Consider the following 15,275-nt stretch of genomic DNA (forward strand, 5'->3'; position numbering starts at 1 on the left):
GGACATGGCACGACAGTGGACGTACGGGCAGCGGCTCGGCCTGGGCTTCGTCGTCACCGCGGGGCTGACGCTGGTCACCGGGCTGGTGACCGTCTGGGCGCTGAGCACCGTGGTGGCGGGCAAGGACGAGGTCATCGACGTCGGCGTGAAGGGCCTCGCCGCGGCGCAGGAGCTGCGGACCGCCGTCGAGGCCAAGAGCAGCGCCGGGCGCGCGTACCTGCTCACCGGCGACCAGCGCTACGCCCAGCAGATCAGCGCCGCGCGGGGCCAGTTCTCCGCCGCCGCCGGGCGGGTCCGCGACGTGCTGGCCGGCGCCGAGGAGCGGGACCTGCTCAACCAGGTGGTGGAGGGCGAGCAGCACCACCAGGACGTGCTGCAGGGCGTGATCACCCGCCGGGAACAGCCCGGCGCCGACCTGGGGGAGATCAGCGCCGCGTTCGAGAACAGCGTCACGCCGCAGCGCGACAGCCTCGACCGGGAGATCACCTCGCTCGTCACGCTGCTCAACCAGGACCTGCGCAGCCGCCAGGACGCGGCCTCGGCCCGCGCCGCCGTCTCCATCGGGGTGGTGATCGCCCTCGCCGTGCTCTCCGTCGGCTTCGGCGTCGCCAGCGGGGTGCTGCTCGCCCGCGCGCTCAAGCGCCACGTGGCCGGGACCGTCGGGCACATCCGCAGCTCCTCGGCCCAGCTGGAGGCCTCGGCCGGGGCCCAGGCGACCGGTGCCCGCGAGCAGGCGACCGCGATGAGCGAGATCAACACGACGATCGAGGAGCTGCTCATCACCTCCCGGCAGATCGCCGAGGGCGCGCAGCGGGTGGCGAAGATCGCCGAGGAGACCGCGACCGCGGCCGGCTCCGGCGACTCCACGATCGAGGACGCCCGGGCCTCGATCGCCGCGATCCGCCGCCAGGTCGACCTCATCGTGCAGCACATGCTCGAGCTCGGGCAGCGCTCGCAGCAGATCGGCGGCGTGGTCGACCTGGTCTCCGAGCTCGCCGAGCAGACCAACATCCTGGCCATCAACGCGACCATCGAGGCGTCCGGGGCGGGGGAGTGGGGGCGGCGGTTCGCCGTCGTGGCCGACGAGATCCGCAAGCTGGCCGACCGTACGGCCGGCTCCGCCAAGGAGATCCGCGCGCTCATCGACGACGTCCGGGGCGCGGTGAACACCACGGTGATGGCGACCGAGACCGGGGCCAAGGCGGTCGACGCCGGCACCCGGCAGTTCGACGCCGTCACCGCGTCGTTCCAGCAGATCGCCGACCTGGTGGCCTCGACCACGGAGTCGGCGCGCGAGATCGAGCTGTCCACCAAACAGCAGGCGACCGCGGTCGAGCAGGTCAACGTGGCGGTCACCGACACCGCCCGGGTCACGCAGGAGAGCGAGACGAGCGCGGTGCAGACCCGCCAGACCGCCGCGCACCTGACCGGCCTGTCCACGACCCTGCTGCGGCTGGTCACGGCGGACAACCGCGCATGACGGAGAAGGATCCGCTGCGGTACTTCCGCATCGAGGCCCGCGAGCTCGTCGACCAGCTCGCGCAGGGCGTGCTCGACCTGCAGGGCGGCGCCGGGGACCCGCAGCCCGTGGCCGGGCTGCTGCGGCACGCGCACACGCTCAAGGGCGCGGCGCGGGTGGTGCGCCAGACCGGGCTCGCCGACCTCGCGCACGCGTTCGAAGAGCTGCTCATGCCCTTCCGCGAGGGCGGCTCGCCGGACGTTGCCGCGCTGCTGCGGCTGACCGATGCGATGACGGCGGCCGTGGTGGCCCTCGAGCAGCCCGAGCCGCCGGAAGTGTCCGAGATGTCCCCCGAGCCCGAGCGTGATGCCACCGCGGAGGTGGACGACCTCCTCGAGGCGGTCGACGAGGCTCACGCCCGGTTCGCCCCGCTGCGCACGCACACCGCCGCCCTCGAACGGGTCCGGCGCTCCGCCGAGGCCCTCGCCGAGCAGCTGCGCGGCGAGCGGGGCGGCCCCGCCGCCGGCTCGGTCGCCGCCGGGCTCACGACGCTCGGCCGCCGCCTCACCGCGACCGTCGAGCAGGTCGCCCGCGAGCTCGACGACATCCGCGGCCGGGCCGAGCGCCTGCGCCTGGTCCCCGCCGCGACCGTGCTGACGACCCTGCACCGGGCGGTGTACGACGTCGCGAACACCGAGGGCAAGACGGTGCTGTTCGACAGCCACGGCGGCGACCTGCGCCTCGACCCGCACGTGCTCGCCCAGGCCGGCAACGCCCTGCTGCACGTGGTCCGCAACGCGGTCAGCCACGGCGTGGAGCCCGAGACCGAGCGCGTCGCGGCCGGCAAGGCGCCCCAGGGCCGGGTCAGCGTCGAGGTCCGCCGCCGCGGCCGGTTCGCCGCGTTCCGGTGCCGCGACGACGGCCGCGGCTTCGACCTCGAGGCGGTGCGCCGCCAGGCCGAGCGCCGGGGGCTGGTCCAGGCCGGCGCCGACGTGCGCGAGCTCATGCGCCTGCTCATGCAGGGCGGCATCTCCACCTCCGAGCGCGTCACCGGCGTCTCCGGCCGCGGCATCGGGCTCGACGCGGTCCGCGACGTCGCCGAGCGCCTCGGCGGCGAGGTGTCGGTGAGCACCGAGCCCGGCCAGGGCACCACCGTCGAGCTCACGGTGCCGCTCGCGCTCGTCTCGCTCTCCGGGCTCGTGCTGCGGGCCGGCGGGGTGCTCGCCGCGCTGCCCCTGGACGCGGTGCGCACCTGCGTGCTGCTGCCCGAGGTGGAGGCCTCCGCGGCCGCGGCGGCCGGGGCCCTCGCCCACGGCGGGCGGGTGCTGCCGTTCCTGCCGCTGGCCCGGGTGCTCGCGCCCGCAGTGCCGTCCGGGGCCGCGGGCGGGGCCGTCGCCGTCGTGCTCGCCGCCGCCGAGGACGTCTTCGCGGTCGGGGCGGACCGGCTGCTGGGCACCTCGACGCTGGTCGTGCGGCCGCTGCCGGAGCTGGCCCCGGCGGCCGCGATCGTCGGCGGGGTGTCGATCGACGCGGAGGGCAACCCGCGCATCGTGCTCGACCCGTCCGGCCTGGCCGCGTCCGCCGGGGCCGCCGGCAGCGTCGCGCCCCCGCCCGCCGCGCACGGCGCCGGCGGGGCCGGCGAGGGGCCGCGGGAGCTCGCGCCGATCCTCGTCGTCGACGACTCGCTCACCACCCGGATGCTCGAGCGCAGCATCCTGGAGTCCGCGGGGTACCGCGTGGAGCTGGCCGCCTCCGCCGAGGAGGCGCTGGAGCGGGCGCGGCAGCGGCGCTACGCGCTGTTCCTCGTCGACATCGACATGCCCGGCCTCGACGGCTTCGCGTTCGTCGAGCTCACCCGGGCCGACCCGCAGCAGCGCGAGGTGCCCGCGATCCTGGTCAGCTCGCGGGCCTCGGCCGAGGACCGCCGGCGCGGGCTGGCCGCGGGGGCCTCCGCCTACATGGTCAAGAGCGAGTTCGACCAGGAGGAGCTCCTAGGCCACATCCGCGATCTCGCGGGGGCGCCGGCATGATCAGGGTGCTCGTCGTCGAGGATTCCGCCACGGTACGGCACTGCCTGCGCGAGGCCCTGACGCCCGCGACCGGCTTCGAGATCGTGGGCGAGGCCACCGACGGCGCGCAGGCGGTCGAGCTCTGCCGGCGGCTGCGGCCGGACGTGATCACCATGGACGTGATGCTGCCGGTGATGACCGGGCTGGCCGCCACCGAGCAGATCATGGCGCTCGCCCCGACGCCGATCCTGGTGGTGTGCTCCGCCGAGCGCCGGGAACTGTTCACCACCTACGACGCGCTCGCCGCCGGGGCCGTCGACGTGCTGGAGAAGCCGCGCGGCGACGCCACCGACGACACCTGGCCGCAGCGGCTGCGCACCGCGGTCAAGGTCGTGTCCCGCATCCGCGTGGTCACCAAGCGGCTGGCCGGGGCCCCACCCGCCCCGCCGGTGGCCGTGCGGCCCGAGCCGGCCGCGGTGCGCGCGGTGCTTGTCGGCGCGTCGACCGGCGGCCCCGGGGCGATCGTGCGGCTGCTGCGGACGCTGCCGGCCGGGTTCGCGGTGCCGGTGCTGTACGTCCAGCACCTGTCGGCCAACGAGTCCTTCGCGCAGGCGTTCACCGGCTGGCTGGCCGAGCAGACCGGGCACGTCGTCGGCTACGCCCGCGGCGGCGAGGCGCTCGCCTCGCTGGCCGGGCGGGTCACGATGGCCCCGCCCGACCTGCACCTGCTCGTGCGCGACGGGCACCTGCACCTCAGCGCGGCCCCGCCCCGGCACTCCTGCCGCCCCAGCGTCGACACGCTCTTCGAGTCCGCCGCCGCGGACCTCGGCAGCGCCGCGGCCGGGTGCCTGCTCACCGGCATGGGCCGCGACGGTGCCAACGGCCTGCTCGCGCTGCGCCGGGCCGGGGCGATGACGTTCGCGCAGGACGCGGCGAGCTGTGTGGTGTTCGGGATGCCGCGCGAGGCCGCCGCGCTCGGCGCCGCCGCGGAGAGCCTGCCGCCGGAGCAGATCGGGGCCCGCCTGGCCACGCTGGGCGAGCGGCCGAAGAACAGGAGGCTCTCGTGGCGAACACCGTCCTGATCGTCGACGACAGCCTCACCGTGCGCATGGACCTGCACGAGGCTTTCGAGGACGACGGTTTCCACACCGTGCTGTGCGCCCGGCTCGGCGAGGCCGTCGACGCCCTGGAGTCCGAGCAGTTCGACGTCGCCGTGCTCGACGTGCGCCTGCCCGACGGCGACGGCGTCGACCTGCTGCGCCGGCTGCGCGCCCACCCCCGCCACGGCGACGCGGTCGTGCTGCTGCTGTCCACCGAGGCCGAGGTGCACGAGCGGCTGCGCGGCCTGCGCACCGGCGCCGACGACTACGTCGGCAAGCCCTACGACGCGGCCGTGGTCGTCGCCCGCGCCCGCGACCTGCTGCGCCACGGCCCCGCGGCCGAGAACCGCCGGCTCGTGCTCGTCATCGACGACAGCCGCACCTTCCGCGAGCTGCTGCGCCGGCATCTCGCCGACAGCGGCTACGAGGTGGCGACCGCGGCCAGCGGCGAGGAGGGGCTGCGCGTGGCCGGGGTGCGCCGGCCCGACGCGATCATCGTCGACGGGGTGCTGCCCGGCATCGACGGCGCCACCGTCATCCGCCGCGTCCGCCTCGACGCGACCCTGCGTAACGTGCCCTGCCTGCTGCTGACCGCCTCCGACGACTACACCACCGAGCTGCAGATCCTCGAGGCCGGCGCCGACGCGTTCGTGCGCAAGCAGGAGGACCTCGCGGTCGTGCTGGCCAAGCTCGCCGCGGTGCTGCGCAAGAGCGCCGCCGCCCTGCCGCTGCCCGACGCCGGCGCCGTGCGCCCGGCCCGGGTCCTGCTCGTCGACGCCGACAGCCACTACCTGGAGACGATGACGACCCTGCTGCACGAGGACGGCTACGAGGCCGTGCTGGCCCGCTGCGCCGATGACGCCCTCGCCATGCTGGCCGTGCAGCCGGCCGACTGTACCGTCATCGACCTGCACCTGCCCGAGATCGACGGCCGCGACCTGTGCGACCGCATCCGGGCCGTGCCGGGCCTGCGCGACATGCCGGTCATCATCGTCGGCCACGACGACGTGCTCCTGGAGTGCCTGGCGGCCGGCGCCGACGACTACGTCCGCCGGGCCGACGGCACCGGCAGCCTGCGCGCCCACGTCCGGGCCCACGTGCGCCGCCAGCACCTGCACGAGCAGAACCGCCGCATCCGCGACGAGCTCGTGCGCCGCGAGATGGAGGCGGCCGAGGAGCGCGCGGCCCGCCGCTTCGCCGAGGCCCGCGCGGAGCTGGTCGAGGAGCTCGAGTGGCGCAACCGCGAGCTGGAGGCGTTCAGCGGCTCCGTCTCGCACGACCTGCGCTCGCCCCTGCAGACGATCCTGAGCTACAGCGAGCTGCTGGCCGAGGAGGCCGACGGGCAGACGGCGCAGTTCCTGACGCGCATCCACGGCGCCGCCACCCGGATGAACGCGCTGATCGAGTCGCTGCTGCAGCTCGCGCGCGCGAACCGGGGCCAGATCCAGCGCAGCACCGTCGACCTGGCGGCCCTGGCCCTCGACGTCGTCGACGAGCTGCGCCAGCGCGACCCGTCCCGCACCGTGCGCGTCACGGTGGCCTCGCCGATGACGGCCGCCTGCGACGGCGACCTGGTGCGCGCGGTCTACGCGAACCTGGTCGGCAACGCCTGGAAGTTCACCGCACGCACCCAGGACCCGGTGATCTCGATCGGCTGCGACGGCGCGGTCTTCTACGTGCGCGACAACGGCGCGGGCTTCCCGGCGGACCGGGCGGAGGAGCTGTTCCGCCCCTTCGGCCGCCTGCACGACGCCGCGGAGTTCCCGGGCACGGGCATCGGCCTGACGACGGTGCAGCGCATCATCGACCGGCACGGCGGCCGGATCTGGGCCGAGAGCGAGCCCGGCCGCGGCGCGACCTTCTCCTTCACCCTCGCCGCCTGACGCAGGTGCCGGGGTCAGTCGCGGGCCACGGCGTAGCCCAGCACCACCGCGGCGGACACGACGATGTGGCCCGGGGCGAGGTCCTGGGCCGTGGTCGCGGCGGCCTGGGCGTGGCTGCGGTAGCGGCCGGCGCTCTGCTGCTGCGGGTCCACGTCCTCGATGTGCAGCACGGCGCCGAGCCGGACGCCGGCGGCCTCGGCGTAGAGCCCGGCCTTGGCGCGGGCCGCGGCGACGGCCTGCCGCCGGGCCTCGGCGCGCAGCTCACGCTTGCCGACGACGTCGAAGTCGACGCCCTCGATCTCGTTGGCACCGGCCGAGACGACGTCGACGAGCAGCGCCTCGACGTCGTCCAGCGCGGCGCACTCGACCGAGAAGGCGGCCTGGCACTGGTACCCGGCGAACGTGCGCGACCCGCCCGCGTACTCGTACTCGGTCTGCAGATCGAGCCGCGAACCCTCGACCGCCGAGTCGTCGATCCCGTGCCCGCGCAGCGCCCCGCGCACCGCCCGCACAGCGGCGTGGGCGGCCTCGAACGCGGCGGCGGGGGCCTGCTCGACCCGCACGACCTTGAACCGGACGCGCACGATGTCGGGGGCGGCTTTGACGCTGGCGGCGCCGAACGCGGTGATTCCCCAGGGGTGCTCCACCATCTGCATGACCGCCGATCCAACCAGATCGCCCGCCCCGCCGCCGCCCCGTGCGCCGCGCGCTCAGGGCCGCTCGTCCCGGCGTTCGCAGGTCGCCGGACACGGGCTCCCGCCACGAGGGTCCGGGGCCGGAAACCGATCCAGCGCGCGCGACAGGGCCGCGCCACCGCCTCGCGGGGCGGGACCGGCCGGCGAGCGATGGGTCACGTGCGGGGGTGGCCGGTGATGCCGTCCAGCACGGTGGTCAGGTTGTGGTGGAAGGTCTCCTCGGCGTCGAGGTGGGCGCCGTCGATGACGAGCCGGGCGACGGTCGGGTAGCGGCCGGTCTGCAGCATGCGGGTCAGGTAGGGCCCGAGCGCGGCCTGCCACGCGGACTCGTCGGTGCCGGTCGCGCGCGCGGTGCGCCGCTCGGTGATCTCCCGGCGGAGCGCTCCGACGACGAAGGCGTTCAGGGCGCCCAGGGCCCGCTGGAGATCGTCGATGCCGCGCACGCCGGGGGCCTGGGCGAGCGCCGCCGCGGTCGACTCGCCCACGGCGAGGGCGTGCGGGCCCAGGTGCGGCCGCGCGCCGAGCAGGTCGGCGAACCACTCGTGCTCCAGCGCGGCGTCGCGCGTGCGGTGCACGACGGCCAGCACCGTGGCGCGCCACCCGGGCGGCGGGTCGGCCTCGGCGATCCGGGCGTACACGGCGTCGACCATCAGGTCGAGCAGCTCGGACCGGTTGGTCACGTAGTCGTACAGCCGCATCGGCCCGACGCCGAGCGCCATGGCGATCTTGCGCACCGACAGCCCGTCGAGGCCGTGCTCGTCGGCGAGGCGGATCGCCGTGGCGGCGATCTTCGCGCGGCTCAGCGGCACCGGCGCCGCCCGCGGCTGGGGCTCGGCCCGTTCCCAGACGGGCAGCGGTGCGCTACCGTACGCCGTATCCATGAGGTACATCGTACGGTAAGGGGGGCGACGATGCGCATCGCGATCGCCGGCGGGGGCCTCGGCGGCCTGACGCTGGCCCGAATCCTGCACCGGCACGGCATCGGCGCGGTGGTGTACGAACGCGAGGCGAGCCGATCCGCGCGATCCCAGGGCGGCCTGCTCGACCTGCACCCGGAGTCCGGGCAGCGGGCCCTGGACGAGGCGGGCCTCACCGGCGAGTTCCGCTGCGAGGCGCGCCCGGAGGGCGAGGAGCATCGCATCCTCGACCCGGCCGGGCACACCCTCGTGCACCACAGGCCCGAACCGGGCTCGTTCGCCGGGCGCCCCGAGATCGACCGCCGCGTGCTGCGGGACCTGCTGCTCGACTCCGTCCCCGCCGGCACGGTCCGGTGGGGGCACCGGCTCGTCGCGGCGATCCCCCGGCCCGGCGGCGGCTTCGGGCTGACGTTCGAGGACGGCCGGGATGCCGGCTGTGACGTCCTGGTCGGCGCGGACGGCGCGCGCTCCGTCGTCCGGTCGCTGCTCACCGACGCGCCGCTGTCCCACGTGGCCACCCTGGCCGAGCTCGGCATCGCCGACGCCGACCGCCGCCACCCGGACCTCGCCGACCTGGTCGGCCCCGGCAACCTCTGGTGCATCGGGGTGCGCCGGATCCTGGCCGCGCAGCGCCTCGGCGACGGCGGCATCCGCGTCGGGATCTCGCTGCCCGCCGACGGCCGCCCCATCGACGCCTACCGCGACAAGCGCGCCCTGCTGGAGCTCTTCGACGGCTGGGACCCGCGCCTCACCGCGCTCATCGAGGCCGGCGACGGCCCGCCGACCCTGCGCCGGATCGAGGTGATGCCGACCGGGACCCGCTGGGCCCACCGGCCGGGCCTCACCCTCATCGGCGACGCCGCGCACCTCATGCCGCCGGTCGGCGAGGGCGCCAACCAGGCCATGCTCGACGCCGCCGAGCTCGGGGCCGCGCTCGCCGCCGACCCCGCCGACCCCGGCGCGGCGATCCGGGCGTTCGAGGCGGCGATGTTCGACCGCATCGGCCCGATCGCCGAGATGTCCGCCCGGGTGCAGGCCATGATGCTGTCCCCGACCGCCGCCGAGGACATCGTCCGCTTCTTCACGCGGACCGCCGGGCCGGAGCCGTCGCCGTGACGGACTGACGCGCCGAGCGCTCAGATCACCGACGGCCTCCGCGCGAGCATGGTCGCGCTGGTGGTCCTCGGGCTGGCGCCGGCGGCCCTGGTGCGGCTGCTGCCCCGCCGCCGGGCCGGACGGCTCACCGGGCCTCGGGCCTCGGCGCGCCGCCGAGGCCCTCGCGGCGGGGGACGGTCAGTGCTGCTCGGTGGTGTTGCCCTGGCCCGTGTGCTCCTGGGCGAAGTCGACGCCCTTGTCGATGTGGTCGCTGTACTTGTTGCCGGTCTTGTCGTCGACGACGTCGCCGATCTTGTCCAGCGCCTGGTCGACCTTCTCGTCGTGCTGGTCGGCGAGGTCCTTGACCTTGTCGAAGAAGCTGTTCATCGCCCCACCGTACCCAACGTCGCGGCCGCCGCACCGAAGAAGTCCCCGCCCTTGCGCCGCACGTCGTCGCTGCCCCACGCGCGCTCCTCGGCGGTGACCTTGCGCAGCCGGGGGATGTGCTTGGCGCAGTGGATGTACGCCTCCTCGACGAACACGTTCACCCAGCGCTCGGGCCGCCGCCCGGGGACCTGGTCGACGGGCAGCTGGGGGTGGTCGCGGCGCATCTCGCCCTCGGGGACCACGGTCGCGTGCCCGTTGACGTGCAGGCCGATCACGTCCTGGAAGAAGTCGACGAAGAGCAGCCCGACGTTCGGGTTCTCGACGATGTTGCCGACGCTGGCCATGACGCCGTTGCCGCGGTACTCCGGCCACGCCAGCCGCCCCGGCGCGAGCACGCTCACGAAGCCGGCGGGCCCGGCCCGCAACGTGCAGTCGCAATGCCCGAGCGCGTCGGCGGTGGAGACGAACATCATCTCCTGCCGCCCGACGAACTCCACCATCCGTTCGTTGAGCTCGGGCAGCACCTGCTGGCTGTAGAAGCTTTCGGCCCGCTCCACCGTGCCCGCCCGCTCCTGCATCAGCCGTTCGCCGGCTGAGCCGGCCCTGAGTCCGTGATCGCCTCCCATCAGCGCAGGGTTACACGCCGGGGTCCCCTCCCGGTCGCACATCGTGTCCGACCCACGGGCGCAGCGCGACCGCGGTGGCCCGCTCGACCGCCTCCTGGACGCTCTTCGGGTCCCGCGCCCGGTCGCGCAGCAGGACCTGCAGCGCCCCGGTGACGGCCCCGACGAAGGCGCCGACGAGGGCCGCGGAGGTGACCGCGTCCAGCTCGTCGGGGAACGCCTCGGCGAGCCGCCGCGCGATCTCCTGCTGCACGTCGGACTGGGTCTGCAGGGCCCGGCCGCGCACCGACGGGACCTCGGCGATGAACCGCAGCCGCAGGGCCGCCATGCGCCCGGAGAGGTCGTCGCCGTCCTCGCCGACGATCGACAGGGCGCGCAGCAGCACCTGCGCGGGCGTGTCGTGCGGCCCGCGCCCGGCGATCGCGTCGATCGCGGCCCGCAGCCGGCCGTCGGTCTCGGGGAAGAGCAGGTCCTCCTTGGTCGCGAAGTACCCGAAGAAGGTCCGCGTCCCGACCTCGGCCGCGGCCGCGATGTCGGCGATCGTCGTCTGCTCGAAGCCGTTGCGCTCGAACAGGTCCGCGGCGGCGGTCACGAGCGCCTGCCGGGTCCGGGCACGCTTCAGCTCCCGCAACGACATGCGGGCGATCATATCGCACCGAATGTTGGTTGGCACTCATTGCAAACTTGCACTGAGTGCGGATAGTGTCGCTCGCATGACGCTTTCGGTTCTCGTCTCCGGCGCCGGCGTGGCCGGCACCACCGCCGCCTACTGGCTCGCCCGGCACGGCCTGCGGGTCACCGTCGTGGAGCGATCGGGCGGCCGGCGCTCCAGCGGCAACCCCGTCGACGTGCGCGGCCCGGCCCTGCCCGTCGCCCGCGAGATGGGCGTGCTCGCGGCGCTGCGCGAGCGCGCCACCCACGCCGCCGGCATGCGCGTCGTCGACGCCGCCGGGCGCACCATCGCCCGCCTGCCCATGCAGACCGAGGACGGCGCCCTGGAGATCCCGCGCGCCGACCTGGCCGCGACCCTCTACGAGGCGGCGCGGGACCACGCGGACTTCCGCTTCGACGACGCGATCACGGCCCTGGAGCCCGACGCCACGGGCGTGGACGTGACCTTCGACCGCGGCGCCCCCGAACGCTTCGACCTGGTGGTCGGCGCCGACGGCCTGCACTCGGCGGTGCGGCGGCTGGCCTTCGGCCCCGAGCCGGAGCTGGTCCGCCACCTCGGCGTGTGGGTCGCGACCCTGCCCCTGGGCGAGCCCGCCGACGACCCGAGGCACGTGCTGCTCTACAACGAGCCGGGCCGCGTCGTGTCGATCCACCCGTCGCGCGGCGAGGCCCTGGTCGCCTGCATCTTCCGCGGCCCGGCCCGCCCCGGCCTCGACCACCGCGACACCGCCGCGCACCGCCGGATCGTGGCCGAGGCCTACGCGGGCGCCGGCTGGCGGGTGCCGCAGCTGCTCGCGAAGCTTCCGGGCGCCGACGTGTACTTCGACAGCGTCAGCCGGGTGCACCTGCCGGCCTGGACGCGGGGGCGCATCACGCTGACCGGGGACGCCGCGTCCTGCGTCTCCCTCTTCGGCGACGGCTCGAGCCTGGCGATGGCCGGCGCCCACACGCTCGCCGCGGCGCTGGCTGCCGCCGGCGACGACCTCGCGCTCGGCCTGCGCCGCTACGAGGCCGAGCACCGGGCGCGCACGGACGCGAAGGTCCGCGGCGCGGGGCGGGCGGCGGCGCTGGTGGTCCCGAAGACGCGCCTCGGCCTGGCCGCCCGCAACGCCGGCGCGCGGGTCCTGTCGTTCGTCCAGGACCGCCACACCGCCGCCGCGGCGTGACCCGGGTGGCGCGCGTGCGCGTCAGCCTTCGATGAGCGTCGCGATCCGGCGGGCGGTGGCGCGGTTGCGCAGCAGCTCGCCGAGCACCTCGCGCAGTGCCTCGCCGGTCTCGTCGCCCGCTTCGAGCGCGACCTGCAGGCGCGTGAGCGCGAGCGTGCGTCGCGCGGCCGCGCGCCGCTGCGACTCGTAGTCGTCGAGCGCGGTCTGCCCCGCCGCGCCGCGCAGCACCGTGGCGAGGGTCCGGCCCAGGGCGACGGCGTCGAGCAGGCCGGCGTTGATGGCCGAGCCGCCGGCGCTGAAGATGTGCGCGGCGTCGCCGGCGAGCAGGACGCGGCCCTCGCGGTAGCGCTCCGCGTGCCGGCTGTTCGCCACCACGCTCCTCGCGGCGAAGGCCGTCGTGTACGGCAGCTCGGCCCCCAGGACGCGGCGCAGGCTCGCCCGCAGCTCCTCGTCGCCGAGCTCGTCCGTCGGGTCGCTGTCGCCGCGCGGCTCGTGCGTGCTGACGATGTACAGGTCGTGCGGGGCGGAGCGGTCGAGCGCGTCGGCGGGGGCGATGGTGATCGACCCGTGTGCGGTCCGGTTGGGCCGGAAGGGCACGAGCCGGCCGATGCCGGGCAGCTCGATGTGGTCGCCGACCCGGGCCGCGGCACCCGCCGGGATGGTGACCCGGGCCAGCCGGGAGATGTCGGGGCTCGTGACGCCGGGGAAGCCGATGCCGAGGCTCTTGCGCACGAAGCTGCGTGCGCCGTCGCAGCCCACGAGGTACCGCGCGCGCAGCTCGACGGGTGAGCCGTCGGCGGTGGCCCGGACGGTCACGCCGTCGTCGTCCTGCTCGAACCCGGTGACCTCGTGCCCGCGCCGGAGCGTGGCGCCGAGGCGCGCGGCGCGCTGCGCCAGCAGGGACTCCAGGCGGTGCTGCGGCACCGGGAGCACGTGGAGCGGGCCGTGCAGCAGGCCCAGCGCGAGGGTGAGCGGGCCGAAGCGGAACCGCGGGGGCCGCAGCACCCGCAGCCCCGTGCCCCGCAGGAGCCCGCGCCGGCGCAGCTCCAGGACGGCCCGGCCGACGACGCCGTTGCCCTTCGGGGTCCGGACCGGCTCGTCCGCGCGGTCGAGCACGACCACGCGGACGCCGGCGGCGGCGAGGTCTCCGGCGAGCATCAGGCCCGTGGGGCCGGCGCCGACGACGAGCACGTCGAGGACGGATGCAGCGGTCTGCGTCGACATGGTGTCAACCTAACTTGACGCACGGCTCTCGTCAACCTATGTTGACGCGGGCGGTCAGGCCCCGGCCTGCTCCAGCGCCGCCTCGGCCCGCTGCGGGCTGCCCTGGGCCAGGCCCCGGTCGATCGCGCGGCGCGAGGCCAGCCAGAGCACCCCGCCGGCCAGGAAGACGATGATCTCGGTGACGGTGAGGGCCCAGATGATGCCCGGCAGACCGAACCACAGGTTGCCCAGCAGCACGATCGGGATGAACAGCACGCCCTGCGCGCTCGACATGACGATCGCGGGGAAGGCGCGGCCCGTCGCCTGGAACAGCGAGGTGATGAGGCCGCGGAAGCCGTTGACGACCATCGCGACGAGCTGCGCCACGAGGATCGTGACGCCGATGCGCAGCACCGAGCGGTCGGCCACGAAGGCGGTGAAGAGCTGCTCGCGGAAGGCGAACGCGGCGGCGGAGAAGGCCAGCGCCACGACGCCGACGGTGATCGCGGCGCCGCGCAGGGCGGCGTTGAGGCGGTCGCGGTCGCCCTTGCCGTAGGCGTAGGCCAGCAGCGGCAGCACGCCGATCGTGACGCCCATGACGAGGAACTCCGGCACCTGGGCGATGCGCACCGCGACGCCCATGGCCGCGAGGGGGCCGTCGCCGTAGGCCACCGCGAGGCGGTTGAGCACCAGGCTGGTGACGACCAGGAAGGCGGACTGCAGCAGCTCGCCGGCGCCGATGCCGAAGACGGGCCGGAGGACCGCCGGGGAGAGGGTGAACCAGCGCGGGGCAAGGCTCACGTGCTCGCTGTGGCGGTGCAGCCAGACGGCGAAGTAGGCGACGGTGACGAGGTTCGCGAGGCCGGTCGCGAGCGCCGCGCCGGCGACACCCCAGCGCAGCACGAGGATGAACAGCACGTCGAGGACGAGGTTGGCGACGGTCGAGGCGATGAGGCCGGCCATGGCCGTGCGGGCGGCGCCCTCGGCCCGCACGAGCTGCTCGAGGCAGAACGCGACGGCGAGGACGGGCACGAAGACGAGCAGGACGGCGACGAAGTCGCGGGTCGCCGGCGCCGCCGCCGCATCGGCGCCGAGCAGCGCGACGAGCGGGTGCAGCAGGAGCAGCCCGAGGCCGCCGAGGACGGCGCCGGTGATCGCGGAGCCCCACACGGCGAACGACGAGACGTGCCGGATCCCGGCGGCCTTCGCGGGGTCGTGCTCGGCCGCGCCGAGCAGCCGCGACATCAGCGCGCCGCCGCCGACACCGAACACGCCGCCGACCGCCATGACCAGGCCGAGCAGCGGGGAGCCGAGGGTGACCGCGGCGAGCAGGGCGGTGTCGTGCAGGGAGCCGATGAACCCGGCGTTGATGACGTTGTAGACGGCGCCGACGATCAGCGCGGCCGCCATCGGCACGCAGAGGTGGACGAGGGCGCGGGCGATGGGGGCGGCGGAGAGGTACCAGCGGTTGGTCCCTACGGCGTCGGCCGCCGCGGCAGTGCCGGGGGTCGTGGTGGTCATGACGGCTCCCTTGCAGGGCAGGCTTGATCGCGCGGCGACCCCGGTGGGCCGGCGCGTGGGTGGGCGGAGCGTGGGTCTAGTCGCGCGTGGGCTGCGGCAGGACCGAGGTGATCTTGGTCAGCAGGGCGTGCAGGGCGTCGCGCTCGGCCTGGTCCAGCGGGGCGAGGATGGTCTCCTCGGTGGCCGCCATCGCGGCGTCGAAGCCGGCGATGAGCTCGGCGCCGGCCGGCGTGGCGTAGACGCGCTTGCTGCGCTCGTCGCCGCCCTCGGTCCGGCGCTCGACGAGCCCGCGGCGCTCCAGCCCCTGCAGGAGGCTCGACACGCTCGCCGCGCTCGTGCGCGTCATCTTCTGCAGGTCGCGCTGGATCGCCCCGGGGCTGCGCACCAGGTACCCGAGCGCGAAGGCCTGGGCGAAGCTGAGCTCGCGCGCGCGGATCCACTCCTCGCCGGCCTTCTGCTGCGCCCAGCCGATCCAGCGCAGCAGGTCGAGCGTGGTGGTGAGCCTGGGTGCGTCCATGGTGAGAACTCTAAAGATTAGAGTTCTA

Annotated in this window: 14 protein-coding genes; 6 read left to right on the forward strand and 8 right to left on the reverse strand. The window is 75.3% G+C overall.

Going from position 1 to position 15,275, the window contains the following annotated elements:
* The first annotated feature begins 4 nt into the window (after window positions 1-4).
* The 4 genes from ACQP2P_RS18525 to ACQP2P_RS18540 are packed head-to-tail and all read left to right on the forward strand — an operon-like array spanning window position 5 to window position 6,451.
* Window positions 5-1,480, forward strand: a complete 1,476-nt coding sequence (locus ACQP2P_RS18525; RefSeq protein ID WP_433617603.1) for a HAMP domain-containing methyl-accepting chemotaxis protein — start codon at window positions 5-7, stop codon at window positions 1,478-1,480.
* Window positions 1,477-3,489, forward strand: a complete 2,013-nt coding sequence (locus ACQP2P_RS18530; protein ID WP_433617604.1) for a hybrid sensor histidine kinase/response regulator — start codon at window positions 1,477-1,479, stop codon at window positions 3,487-3,489. Before ACQP2P_RS18525 ends, ACQP2P_RS18530 begins: the two co-directional genes overlap by 4 nt.
* Complete coding sequence (gene cheB, locus ACQP2P_RS18535) at window positions 3,486-4,550, forward strand: chemotaxis-specific protein-glutamate methyltransferase CheB (protein ID WP_433617606.1); 1,065 nt, start codon at window positions 3,486-3,488, stop codon at window positions 4,548-4,550. Before ACQP2P_RS18530 ends, cheB begins: the two co-directional genes overlap by 4 nt.
* Complete coding sequence (locus tag ACQP2P_RS18540) at window positions 4,532-6,451, forward strand: response regulator (RefSeq protein WP_433617607.1); 1,920 nt, start codon at window positions 4,532-4,534, stop codon at window positions 6,449-6,451. The genes cheB and ACQP2P_RS18540 overlap by 19 nt, the downstream gene beginning before the upstream one ends.
* 14 nt (window positions 6,452-6,465) lie before the next feature.
* On the opposite strand, the gene ACQP2P_RS18545 is transcribed toward ACQP2P_RS18540, so the two are convergent.
* Together ACQP2P_RS18545 and ACQP2P_RS18550 are read right to left on the reverse strand one after the other, a co-directional pair.
* Entirely contained in the window at window positions 6,466-7,107 is a 642-nt protein-coding gene (locus ACQP2P_RS18545; protein ID WP_433617608.1) for an SIMPL domain-containing protein, read from the reverse strand.
* Window positions 7,108-7,301: 194 nt separating this feature from the next.
* Entirely contained in the window at window positions 7,302-8,027 is a 726-nt protein-coding gene (locus ACQP2P_RS18550) for a TetR/AcrR family transcriptional regulator (RefSeq protein WP_433617609.1), read from the reverse strand.
* A 30-nt stretch (window positions 8,028-8,057) separates the two neighbouring features.
* Between ACQP2P_RS18550 and ACQP2P_RS18555 the strand changes: the two genes are divergently transcribed.
* Window positions 8,058-9,179 carry an FAD-dependent oxidoreductase gene (locus tag ACQP2P_RS18555; RefSeq protein WP_433617611.1) on the forward strand — a complete coding sequence of 374 codons (1,122 nt, stop codon included), beginning with the start codon at window positions 8,058-8,060 and terminating at the stop codon, window positions 9,177-9,179.
* A gap of 177 nt (window positions 9,180-9,356) precedes the next feature.
* On the opposite strand, the gene ACQP2P_RS18560 is transcribed toward ACQP2P_RS18555, so the two are convergent.
* From ACQP2P_RS18560 to ACQP2P_RS18570, 3 genes are read right to left on the reverse strand one after another with little or no spacing between them, the layout of a single operon-like run.
* A complete protein-coding gene (locus ACQP2P_RS18560; protein ID WP_433617612.1) occupies window positions 9,357-9,545 on the reverse strand; it encodes an antitoxin in 189 nt (62 codons plus the stop codon).
* Window positions 9,542-10,123 (reverse strand): pyridoxamine 5'-phosphate oxidase family protein, encoded by a 582-nt coding sequence (locus ACQP2P_RS18565; RefSeq protein ID WP_433617614.1) that lies wholly within the window; start codon window positions 10,121-10,123, stop codon window positions 9,542-9,544. Before ACQP2P_RS18565 ends, ACQP2P_RS18560 begins: the two co-directional genes overlap by 4 nt.
* 58 nt (window positions 10,124-10,181) lie before the next feature.
* The gene (locus ACQP2P_RS18570) at window positions 10,182-10,805 is read right to left on the reverse strand and encodes a TetR/AcrR family transcriptional regulator (RefSeq protein ID WP_433617615.1); all 624 of its coding nucleotides are present in this window, start codon (window positions 10,803-10,805) and stop codon (window positions 10,182-10,184) included.
* A 76-nt stretch (window positions 10,806-10,881) separates the two neighbouring features.
* On the opposite strand from ACQP2P_RS18570, the gene ACQP2P_RS18575 reads away from it, so the two are divergent.
* Window positions 10,882-12,006, forward strand: coding sequence for an FAD-dependent oxidoreductase (locus ACQP2P_RS18575; protein WP_433617617.1), 1,125 nt, complete (start codon window positions 10,882-10,884; stop codon window positions 12,004-12,006).
* A 21-nt stretch (window positions 12,007-12,027) separates the two neighbouring features.
* Here ACQP2P_RS18575 and ACQP2P_RS18580 read toward each other — a convergent pair whose 3' ends face one another.
* From ACQP2P_RS18580 to ACQP2P_RS18590, 3 genes are all read right to left on the reverse strand, one after another.
* Window positions 12,028-13,230 (reverse strand): FAD-dependent monooxygenase, encoded by a 1,203-nt coding sequence (locus ACQP2P_RS18580; protein ID WP_433617618.1) that lies wholly within the window; start codon window positions 13,228-13,230, stop codon window positions 12,028-12,030.
* Between the two features lie 54 nt (window positions 13,231-13,284).
* Entirely contained in the window at window positions 13,285-14,730 is a 1,446-nt protein-coding gene (locus tag ACQP2P_RS18585; protein ID WP_433617619.1) for an MATE family efflux transporter, read from the reverse strand.
* Window positions 14,731-14,806: 76 nt separating this feature from the next.
* Window positions 14,807-15,247, reverse strand: coding sequence for a MarR family winged helix-turn-helix transcriptional regulator (locus ACQP2P_RS18590; RefSeq protein ID WP_433617620.1), 441 nt, complete (start codon window positions 15,245-15,247; stop codon window positions 14,807-14,809).
* Window positions 15,248-15,275 lie beyond the last annotated feature (28 nt).

The sequence above is a fragment of the Dactylosporangium sp. CA-139114 genome, assembly GCF_050955725.1.
Classification (GTDB): domain Bacteria; phylum Actinomycetota; class Actinomycetes; order Mycobacteriales; family Micromonosporaceae; genus Dactylosporangium.

Excerpts from the sequence above, each read along its gene's own strand:
- ACQP2P_RS18525 (WP_433617603.1), top strand. The coding sequence starts at position 5 with ATGGCACGACAGTGGACGTACGGGCAGCGGCTCGGCCTGGGCTTCGTC.
- ACQP2P_RS18530 (WP_433617604.1), top strand. The coding sequence starts at position 1,477 with ATGACGGAGAAGGATCCGCTGCGGTACTTCCGCATCGAGGCCCGCGAG.
- cheB (WP_433617606.1), top strand. The coding sequence starts at position 3,486 with ATGATCAGGGTGCTCGTCGTCGAGGATTCCGCCACGGTACGGCACTGC.
- ACQP2P_RS18545 (WP_433617608.1), bottom strand. The coding sequence starts at position 7,107 with ATGCAGATGGTGGAGCACCCCTGGGGAATCACCGCGTTCGGCGCCGCC.
- ACQP2P_RS18550 (WP_433617609.1), bottom strand. The coding sequence starts at position 8,027 with ATGGATACGGCGTACGGTAGCGCACCGCTGCCCGTCTGGGAACGGGCC.
- ACQP2P_RS18555 (WP_433617611.1), top strand. The coding sequence starts at position 8,058 with ATGCGCATCGCGATCGCCGGCGGGGGCCTCGGCGGCCTGACGCTGGCC.
- ACQP2P_RS18560 (WP_433617612.1), bottom strand. The coding sequence starts at position 9,545 with ATGAACAGCTTCTTCGACAAGGTCAAGGACCTCGCCGACCAGCACGAC.
- ACQP2P_RS18565 (WP_433617614.1), bottom strand. The coding sequence starts at position 10,123 with ATGCAGGAGCGGGCGGGCACGGTGGAGCGGGCCGAAAGCTTCTACAGC.
- ACQP2P_RS18570 (WP_433617615.1), bottom strand. The coding sequence starts at position 10,805 with ATGTCGTTGCGGGAGCTGAAGCGTGCCCGGACCCGGCAGGCGCTCGTG.
- ACQP2P_RS18575 (WP_433617617.1), top strand. The coding sequence starts at position 10,882 with ATGACGCTTTCGGTTCTCGTCTCCGGCGCCGGCGTGGCCGGCACCACC.
- ACQP2P_RS18580 (WP_433617618.1), bottom strand. The coding sequence starts at position 13,230 with ATGTCGACGCAGACCGCTGCATCCGTCCTCGACGTGCTCGTCGTCGGC.
- ACQP2P_RS18585 (WP_433617619.1), bottom strand. The coding sequence starts at position 14,730 with ATGACCACCACGACCCCCGGCACTGCCGCGGCGGCCGACGCCGTAGGG.
- ACQP2P_RS18590 (WP_433617620.1), bottom strand. The coding sequence starts at position 15,247 with ATGGACGCACCCAGGCTCACCACCACGCTCGACCTGCTGCGCTGGATC.